At 39.0% G+C, this 10094-nt stretch carries 6 protein-coding genes and 1 pseudogene; 1 reads left to right on the forward strand and 6 read right to left on the reverse strand.

Going from position 1 to position 10094, the window contains the following annotated elements:
- Positions 1-39: 39 nt before the first annotated feature.
- The 5 genes and pseudogenes from pepT to lolC form a co-directional block, all read right to left on the reverse strand.
- Positions 40-1284, reverse strand: coding sequence for a peptidase T (gene pepT / locus BHE89_RS01885; protein ID WP_128860277.1), 1245 nt, complete (start codon positions 1282-1284; stop codon positions 40-42).
- A 52-nt stretch (positions 1285-1336) separates the two neighbouring features.
- Positions 1337-2193, reverse strand: a pseudogene (gene cobB / locus BHE89_RS01890) (Sir2 family NAD+-dependent deacetylase).
- 86 nt (positions 2194-2279) lie between these two features.
- On the reverse strand, positions 2280-3527 hold the full coding sequence (gene lolE / locus BHE89_RS01895; protein WP_069368132.1) for a lipoprotein-releasing ABC transporter permease subunit LolE: 1248 nt from the start codon (positions 3525-3527) through the stop codon (positions 2280-2282).
- A complete protein-coding gene (lolD, locus tag BHE89_RS01900) occupies positions 3527-4231 on the reverse strand; it encodes a lipoprotein-releasing ABC transporter ATP-binding protein LolD (protein ID WP_069368148.1) in 705 nt (234 codons plus the stop codon). The genes lolE and lolD overlap by 1 nt, the downstream gene beginning before the upstream one ends.
- A gap of 46 nt (positions 4232-4277) precedes the next feature.
- Entirely contained in the window at positions 4278-5480 is a 1203-nt protein-coding gene (gene lolC / locus BHE89_RS01905) for a lipoprotein-releasing ABC transporter permease subunit LolC (RefSeq protein ID WP_069368131.1), read from the reverse strand.
- A gap of 193 nt (positions 5481-5673) precedes the next feature.
- Between lolC and mfd the strand changes: the two genes are divergently transcribed.
- Complete coding sequence (gene mfd / locus BHE89_RS01910) at positions 5674-9078, forward strand: transcription-repair coupling factor (protein ID WP_128860278.1); 3405 nt, start codon at positions 5674-5676, stop codon at positions 9076-9078.
- Between the two features lie 127 nt (positions 9079-9205).
- On the opposite strand, the gene umoD is transcribed toward mfd, so the two are convergent.
- Complete coding sequence (gene umoD, locus BHE89_RS01915) at positions 9206-9706, reverse strand: flagellar biogenesis regulator UmoD (RefSeq protein ID WP_069368129.1); 501 nt, start codon at positions 9704-9706, stop codon at positions 9206-9208.
- Positions 9707-10094 lie beyond the last annotated feature (388 nt).

Genomic DNA, 10094 nt, shown 5'->3' on the forward strand with positions numbered 1-10094 from the left:
TCATGCTTACCATGAAAATTATAGCCACCGGTGAAAATATTAGGGCAAGGCAATCCCCGGTAAGAAAGTTGAGCGCCATCTGTACCACCACGAATAGGCACTCACCGCTGCTTCCATACCTTCTAAAGAGATAAATTCATGCTTACCATGAAAATTATAGCCACCGGTGAAAATATTAGGGCAAGGCAATCCCCGGTAAGAAAGTTGAGCGCCATCTGTACCACCACGAATAGGCTTGATATTTGGCTCAATATCACAATCAACCATGGCTTGTTTAGCTATTTCAATGATGTGAGGGAATTGAACAACTTTATCATGCATATTGTAATAGCTATCATCAATCGTTAGCTCAATATAGCAATCAGGATGCAGGCCTTTACCCACTTTCTCCGCAATCGCAATCATATTCTGTTTGCGTTTTTCAAATAAATTACGATTAAAATCACGGATAATATAATGCATTTCCGCTCTTTCTACCGTACCTTTGATACTTTGAAGATGATAAAAACCTTCATAACCGTCAGTATTTTCTGGTGTTTCATCAACAGGTAATTCTTGATGAATGCGCGTAGCTAATCCTAATGCGTTTACCATCACCCCTTTTGCACTGCCTGGGTGAACATTGTTACCAACAATTTTGATATTCACGGATGCCGCATTAAAGTTTTCATACTCCAATTCACCAACACCACCACCATCAACGGTATAAGCCCAACTTGCACCAAATGCTTTTAAATCGACATAATGTGCACCACGGCCAATTTCTTCATCAGGTGTAAATGCAATACGAATATCACCATGAGGTCGATTGGTTTCTTTTAAACGTACCATAGCGGTAATGATCTCGGCGATCCCCGCTTTATCATCAGCACCTAATAACGTTTTACCGTCTGTGGTGATTAATGTTTTACCAATCATTGAATGTAAGATTGGGAACATAACCGGCGATAACACTTCATCACCAATACCTAATGCAATATCACCACCACGATAATCTTCAAGAACTTGTGGTTTTACATGTTTTCCTGAAAAGTCAGGAGATGTATCAAGATGTGAAATAAAGCCAATCACCGGCACTGGCCAAGAAACATTGGATGGTAAACTTGCCATTACACATCCCTTATCACTGAGCGTTACATCGGAAAAACCCAGTTTTTTTAATTCTTGAACCAATGCCTTGGCAAGTTTTAATTGTCCATCACTGCTTGGTGACATTTTTGAAGATGGTTTTGATTGTGTATCAAAATTAATATATTCAAAAAAACGTTCTAATAATTTATCCATTTTGCCCCCTAAAATCTCTCTAAGAACAATAATAGGGAACTCTATAAAATAATTATTGCGTCAAATCAGCTTTAGGATCATTAATTAATTCAAACAATTTATGAACATATTCATCAACGACCTGACTAGCAGGACCATAATGTTTCTCTTCAAACTGGCTTTCAACCAAGCTTGTTCAAGGTTTAATTCAACGGTATGAGCGCCTGTTAATCGAGCTTCATGGACAAAACCCGCCGCTGGGTAAACATTTCCAGATGTCCCGATAGAGATAAAAATATCAGCCTCAGACAAAGCGCGATAAATCTCTTCCATACCAATTGGCATTTCTCCAAACCAGACAATATGCGGTCGTAATGGCGATGGGAATTGACAACAATGACAGCGATCCGTTGTTTCTAAGTCCCCTTTCCACTCAAATACTTGGCGAGATTGGGGACAGCGTACTTTTAGCAATTCACCATGCATATGCAAAATATGTTTACTACCTGCTTTTTCATGCAGGTTATCAATATTTTGCGTAACAAGTAAAAAATTTTCTTTACCTAAACGTTGCTCCAATTTTGCTAATGCATAATGTGCTTCATTAGGTTGGATCGAGGGTTGTTGCAATTGGCGGCGGCGGTCATTGTAAAACTGCTGAACCAATTGGGGATTGCGTTGATAACCTTCAGGTGTTGCAACATCTTCAACGCGATGTTCTTCCCACAATCCATCTTCTGATCGGAATGTTCTAATTCCTGATTCAGCCGAAATGCCAGCCCCTGTTAATACGACAACTTTGGGTAAATTCATTTCATGTTCCGTTTTATGGGTTAGATGAAAATAGCGACAACGTGAATGTTGTCTACGTAAACTTTTAATTTTACGAAACTTCCTAAGCCGACGATGACGAAGTTTAAGTTTCATCATTACAATCCTTGGTTTTCAAGTTTAAATATCGCGTTTCTTTTCTTCACTAGTTTAAGCGTTTTTTTCTTCTTTGTATGCCAATAAACTTATTGTCCACTTAAAATTCTTGCAGGATCTAGTTTAGTGGCTCGACGTGCAGGATACCAACTTGCAATCAGGCTTAAGATCACAGTGGTAATAAATACAGAGAAAACATCAATTAAATGCACTTCTGAAGGTAGAAAATCGACGAAATAAACATCGCCAGACAACACACTATGTCCCGTTAATGATTCAATAATAGATACTAATGGCGTTAAGTTATAAGCAACCAATACACCGAATATCACACCAGCAATACAGCCAATCATGCCAGATAATAAGCCGTACCATAAAAAGATATTACGAATATGACTGTCTCTTGCACCTAACGTTCGCAAGATAGCAATATCACTACTTTTATCTCTTACCGCCATAATCAACGTTGAGACAATATTGAAACAAGCGACACCAATCACTAAGATCATCGATAAATACATAATGCTGCGGATCATCTGAATATCGCTATACATATAGCCATAATCACTTATCCAACTTTTGGCATAAACATACTCTTCGCTATTTAAACCTGCATTATGAATAATTTCATTCGCGAAAAAAGGATCTACTGTTTTCACTTCAATCCCTGTAATGCCATGCCCATAATCCATGTATTGCTGAGCATCAGCTAAAGGAATTAACGCTAATTGATGATCGAGCATACCACTCAGTTTAAATATGCCACTCACTTGTAAGCGAATACGTTTAGGTTGTAAAAGCTTAGTTGGATCATCATTATTAGGGATCAATACGGTGAGCCAATCACCTTGTTTGATCTTTAATGCATCAGCAACACCCTGCCCAATAATAATCTGTTGCTTACCCGCCTTAAAATCTTGCCATGCATTATTTTGTACATATTGAGGTAATAAACTGATATCACCTTGTTTCTCAGGTGAGACTCCCATAACCTGCACCGCTTTTAACTCGGTTCCTTTTTCTAATAATCCAGTGAGTAAAATATAAGGAGCCGCAGCAACAACACCTTGGGTATTTTCAATACGAGGTAATGCTGATTGCCATTGTACAAATGGCTGTTCTACTGAATAAATTTGTCCGTGAGGCACCACAGATAAAATACGATTTTTTAATTCACGTTCAAACCCATTCATCGCACTTAGGCCAATAATTAAAACAGCAACACCAAGCATAATGCCCAGTGTTGAAATAACTGAAATTAAAGAAACCATTCCCGCACGTTTTCGCCCTCTTGAAAAACGTAATGCGGTCACTAATGCAAGTGGCAATTGCGCCATTATTTCACTCCTGAAATTGCGTTTTGTGACTGTAATTGACCATCTTTCATTTCAAGTTGGCGCTGAAAACGAGCTGCCAGTGACAAATCATGCGTTACGACCAGAAAAGCTGTTTGTTTTTCTCTGTTTAATTTAATCAACAAGTCAAAAATCCCTTCTGCATTTTTCTGGTCAAGATTACCCGTTGGTTCATCAGCAAGGACTAATGCGGGATCGTTCACTAATGCTCTCGCAATCGCAACACGTTGTCTTTCACCACCAGAAAGCTCGGAAGGACGGTGATGAGCACGATCTTTTAATCCAACCGCTTCAAGTAAAGACATCGCTTTTTCTTTCGCAACAGAAGCGTTTGCTCCGCCAATCATCAATGGCATAGCAACATTTTCCAGTGCTGTAAAATCAGGTAATAGATGATGAAATTGATAAATAAAACCCAATTGGCTATTACGTAAATCAGCCTTTTCAGAAGAGGATAATTTATTAAGTGATTGGCCTTTAAAAAAGACTTCACCTGATGTTGGAGAATCTAACCCGCCTAGTAAATGTAATAAAGTGCTTTTCCCTGAACCTGAACTTCCCACGATGGCAAGAAAATCGCCCTTATCCATTTTAAAAGAGACGGATTTCAACACTTGTGTAGAAATAGAGCCATCTTGGTATTGTTTACATAGAGCGTGGCAATCCAATAAACCCTCTTTGTTAATTTGTATTTGTTTTTCTGATGTCATTGATTGTTTATTCAAAGAAGAATTACTCATAACGTAGCGCCTCTGCTGGCTGAATTGCCGCGGCCCGCCAAGACGGGTATAAAGTGGATAAAAGGGAAATGATAATAGCGGAGAAACCAATCATAAAAACGCGTCCCCAATCAAGTGTTGCAGGCAATTCAACCCCTTGAGGGATAAGTCCTACCGCAGGCATGATGACATTTAATTGGCTTGAGAGTAATGCCCCTAATAAACCACCCGCTACCGCCCCTAAAATACCAGCCCCCGCACCTTGTAGCATAAAAATAGACATGATCTGAGCGCGTTTTAACCCCATCGTTTGCAAAATAGCAACTTCACCTTGTTTTTCCATGACCAATAAAGAAAGTGAGGTAATAATATTAAAAGCCGCCACGGCTATAATTAAGCTTAATAATAATCCCATCATATTTTTTTCCATTTTAACCGCTTGGAAAAATTCACCTTTACGTTCGCGCCAATCTTTCCAACTTAGATTTTTATCTAAAGATTGTGCACTGTATTTTTCAATATTGAGAGGATCGGTAAAGAAAAGACGCCACCCGGTAATATGACCCGACTGATAACGCATTAAACGAGCAGCATCTTGCTGATTAACTAAGATTTGAGAAGCATCTGCATCACCACCACTTTGGAAAATACCTTTAACGGTAAATAATCGTTGACTAGGTAATCTTCCCATGGGTGTTAATTGGCTAACACTTGGTACAATAAGACGGATGTTATCCCCCACTTTTACTTTTAACTGTTTAGCGAGGCCACTTCCTAAAATCACACCATAGTCTCCCGCTTTCAGCATAGAAAAATCCCCATAACGAATATATTTCGTTAAAGGTTCATCTTGCTCTTTTTCTATTCCCAGCATGACACCAACGCTGATATTGTCTTTACTTTGTAAAACGACATCACCTTCTACTAAAGGGGTAACGTTTATGATACCTTCACGCGTCAGTAATCTTTCAGCTATATTTGGATCTCGGGGTAACTGCCCGTTAGGTGATGTCACGATTGCTTGTGGAATATACGCTAGAATGCTTTGTTGCAATGAACGTTCAAAGCCATTCATGACAGAAGTCACTGTGATCAGTGCTGCTACACCTAACATAATCCCTAAAGCGGATAGCCATGAGACAAAGCGACCGAATTTATCGACCGCACGACCCCGCATATAACGGAGCCCTATATAAAATGAGACAGAATTGTACATGAAATCTGTGCTGTTCCTGTTGCTAATGCGAAGTGTTCAGGGATAATAAAGGGTAGTCTTACTGAATGGAACCACTCTATTCCCAAACTGTGGTTTTTCTTTTATCTTAACCTGCCCGCCAGTTTAAGCTTTAGCCATTATGCTAAAGATGTGTTGGGAGTTAACTACAACAAAGAGTTCACATTACACGCTTATGTCCTCAGAATATCGTTATCAACTTCCTATAAAACAAGGGGATACTCGTCAGCTAGGTCAACTGACTGGTGCCGCTTGTGCTCTAGAATGTGCAGAGATCATCAAACGTCACTCTGGATTAGTCGTTCTTGTTACTCGTGATATGCAAAATGCATTGCGTTTACAAGATGAAATCCGTCAGTTTTGTGATTATCCTGTTGAGACATTATCAGATTGGGAAACGCTGCCATACGACAGTTTTTCACCTCACCAAGAAATTATCTCAAACCGCCTTTCTACGCTATACCGTATTCCATCACTTCTCAAGGGAATTTTAATCTTACCTGTCAATACGTTAATGCAGAAGGTCTGTCCTACGGATTATCTCGCAAGTCATGCGCTGGTAATGCAAAAAGGAGAGGTACTTTCTCGTGATAATTTACGTAAAACATTAGATGAAGCGGGATATCGTCATGTCGAACAAGTATTAGAACATGGTGAATATGCAACGCGTGGCGCCTTATTAGACTTATTTCCTATGGGAAGTGAATTTCCTTATCGTATTGATTTTTTTGATGACGAAATAGATAGTCTACGTACTTTTGATGTCGATACACAGCGAACATTAGCTGAAGTTGATCAAATTAATTTACTGCCTGCCCATGAATTTCCAACTGATGCAAATGCGATAGAAATTTTCCGTAGCCAATGGCGTGAACGGTTTGATGTAAGACGTGATCCTGAACATATTTATCAGCAAGTCAGTAAACACATATTGCCAACGGGCATTGAATATTGGCAACCCCTATTTTTTGAACAGCCTTTATCTAGCTTATTTGCTTATTTCCCTAAAAACACATTAATAGTGACGCAAGATTTACACGATTTTGTGGAAAAATTTTGGCAAGACATTAATCAACGTTTTGAAAGCCGTCGTGTTGATCCTATGCGACCACTATTACCCCCTGATGACATTTGGCTGAATGTTGATAAATTTAATCAAGCATTAAAGCAGTGGCCTCGTATTCAACTTAAAACAGAAACGTTGCCAGAAAAAGCTGGACAGACCAATTTAGGCTATCAACCCCTTCCTGATTTATCGATTAACGCTCAAAGCAAATCACCGTTAGATAACTTACGCCGATTCCAAGAACAATTTTCAGGCAGTATTATTTTCTCAGTGGAAAGTGAAGGACGGCGCGAAACCGTACAAGAGCTTTTATCGCGGATAAAAATAGCCCCCAAACAGATCATTGAATTATCTGACGCTCAAGAGAAAGGTTTTTACTTTATCATTGGCGCTGCTGAACATGGATTTATTGACAGTCATCGTCAATTAGCCATGATCTGTGAAAGTGATATGTTAGGTGAACGTGTTAATCGCCGTCGTCAAGACAATCGTCGTGCGATTAATACAGATACTTTAATTCGCAATCTTGCTGAATTAAATATAGGACAACCCGTTGTTCACCTTCAGCATGGTGTTGGCCGCTATCAAGGAATGACAACACTAGAAGCGGGTGGCGTTAAAGCTGAATACTTGATGTTAAGCTACGCGGGTAATGACAAACTTTATGTGCCTGTTTCATCACTGCATTTAATCAGTCGTTATTCTGGTGGCGCAGATGAAAATGCCCCACTGCATAAATTAGGTGGCGATGCATGGGTAAGAGCCCGCCAAAAAGCCGCCGAAAAAGTGCGTGATGTTGCCGCAGAGTTATTAGATATTTATGCTCAGCGTGAAGTAAAAACAGGCTTTGCCTTTAAAATGGACAAAGAGCAATACCAATCATTCCGCCAAAGTTTTCCTTTTGAAACAACGCCAGATCAAGAAATAGCGATTAATGCTGTACTTAGCGATATGTGCCAAGCCATTTCAATGGATAGACTCGTCTGTGGCGATGTTGGGTTTGGTAAAACAGAAGTTGCGATGCGTGCTGCATTTCTTGCTGTTAATAACAATAAACAAGTCGCCATTTTAGTGCCAACGACCCTATTGGCTCAGCAGCATTTTGATAATTTCCGAGATCGTTTTGCTAATTGGCCCGTTAACATTGAAATGATTTCGCGTTTTCGTAGTGCAAAAGAGCAACAGCAAATCACAGATAAACTGGCTGAAGGAACCGTTGATATTGTGATTGGTACACACAAGCTCCTTCAACCGAATATCCAATGGAAAGATTTAGGGTTATTAATTGTCGATGAAGAGCACCGCTTTGGTGTACGTCACAAAGAGCGCATAAAAGCCATGCGTGCAAATGTTGATATTTTAACGCTAACGGCGACACCGATCCCGCGTACGTTGAATATGGCAATGAGTGGTATGCGTGATCTTTCCATTATTGCAACGCCACCAGCGCGTCGTTTATCCGTAAAAACCTTTGTACGAGAATATGATGACTTAGTGGTACGTGAAGCTATCTTGCGTGAAACATTGCGTGGTGGGCAAGTTTATTACTTGTATAACGATGTTGAAAATATCGAAAAAGCTCGTGAGAGACTAGCGGCACTCGTTCCTGAAGCGCGTATTGGTATTGGTCACGGACAAATGCGTGAACGTGAACTTGAGCGTGTGATGAATGATTTCCATCACCAACGTTTTAATGTATTGCTTTGCACCACCATTATTGAAACAGGTATCGATATACCCAGTGCGAACACTATTATTATTGAACGTGCAGATCACTTTGGTTTAGCGCAATTGCATCAGCTACGTGGTCGAGTAGGTCGCTCTCATCATCAAGCTTATGCTTATTTGTTAACACCACATCCTAAAGCAATGACAAAAGATGCTCATAAACGTTTAGAAGCAATTGCTTCACTGGAAGATTTGGGGGCAGGTTTTGCATTAGCGACTCATGACTTAGAAATTCGAGGCGCGGGTGAATTATTAGGTGAAGAACAAAGCGGTCAAATGAATACAGTCGGCTTCTCACTTTATATGGAATTGTTAGAAAGTGCAGTAGAAGCGCTTAAAGAAGGCCGAGAGCCATCACTTGAAGATCTCACCAATCAACAAACTGAAATTGAATTAAGAATGCCAGTCTTGTTGCCTGATGATTACATTCCTGATGTTAATGTCAGACTTTCATTCTATAAACGAATTGCCAGTGCAATCGACCTAACAGAGCTCAATGATCTAAGAGCAGAATTAATCGATAGATTTGGTAAATTACCTGATGCGGGGCGTTATCTATTGCGCAATGCTGCGATTCGCTTAAGTGCTATGAGTTTAGGGATCACTCGAATTGAAGCCCATGATAAAGGTGGATTTATTGAGTTTAGTGAAAAGAATAAGGTTGATCCGGGATATTTAATCAGCTTACTTCAAAAGCAACCTGCTATTTTCCGTTTAGATGGTCCATCAAAACTGAAATTTATTACTGATTTAACTGAGCGTGAAAAACGACTCACTTTTTATTGATGATATGTTAAGTGCATTTAATGAGCATAAAATAATCACAAAATAACGGTTATTTTATCAACAAAAGGCGTAATTGGAGTCATTTCAATTACGCCTTTCTTTTATGTTAATTGTTATATTGTTGGGTTTACTCTTTACGACAAGGTATTTTTTCATTCATAGAACAATAAGGCTCTTGTTCTAAAATCAGTCTACCATCAGAGTCTAACGCGATAACTTCACCAGGTTTAAACGTGGTTCGCACTTTGCCCGGTGTTCCATCGATAGTGTAAAGTACATCATAACCAACGATCCTACGCTCTTGACGATAAATCGGGATGCACTCTTTAAATTGAGGATAAGGAAAATTAGCTATATTGCTATTGTTGAGTGCTTCAATCATATAAAACACTCGACACTCTTGCTCTGCTGGATGAAATCGTGACAATTTTTCTGGTGTAAAAGGTGTCGGTAAGCCAATTCGGTGACAATACTCTTCTGTCACAAAAACGGTCGATTTAATAGGCGTAGCCGAAACAACATAAGCGTATTGAGGTTGGGGAAATACCCACCTCCATGCAATAAATGAAAGAATTGCTAATGCAATGATTAGTCCTATTAGTGTGCACTTTCTGACATTAACACCCACTTTTACCCCTTTTTATTTGTTTTATCCTTAATTGCCACAGATACGTAATAAAAGCCACCGTTTCGCGCTAACTGGCTAATATATTTAGTATTCAATAAATGAATTCTCTAATCTGATAGCTTAATTCAACATCCATGCTGATTAACATAATAAGTAAACTACGTATTTATGACATGTTAAATACACCACTTATTTCTGTTTTAATTACTTAATTAAAATAAATACTGACTATATTCTTAAGATTTATACATTATATTAAGATAGATCTTAATTTATTAAGCTGAAAAATAACAATCGTTATGCAATTTATAATATATCATTATGATAACACCAAGTTAACAAATGTCGTCTGAAAATAGGAAGTATTTCCTATTTAACTCATATTATA

This window comes from Shigella sp. FC1967 (assembly GCF_001743005.1).
Lineage (GTDB): Bacteria > Pseudomonadota > Gammaproteobacteria > Enterobacterales > Enterobacteriaceae > Proteus.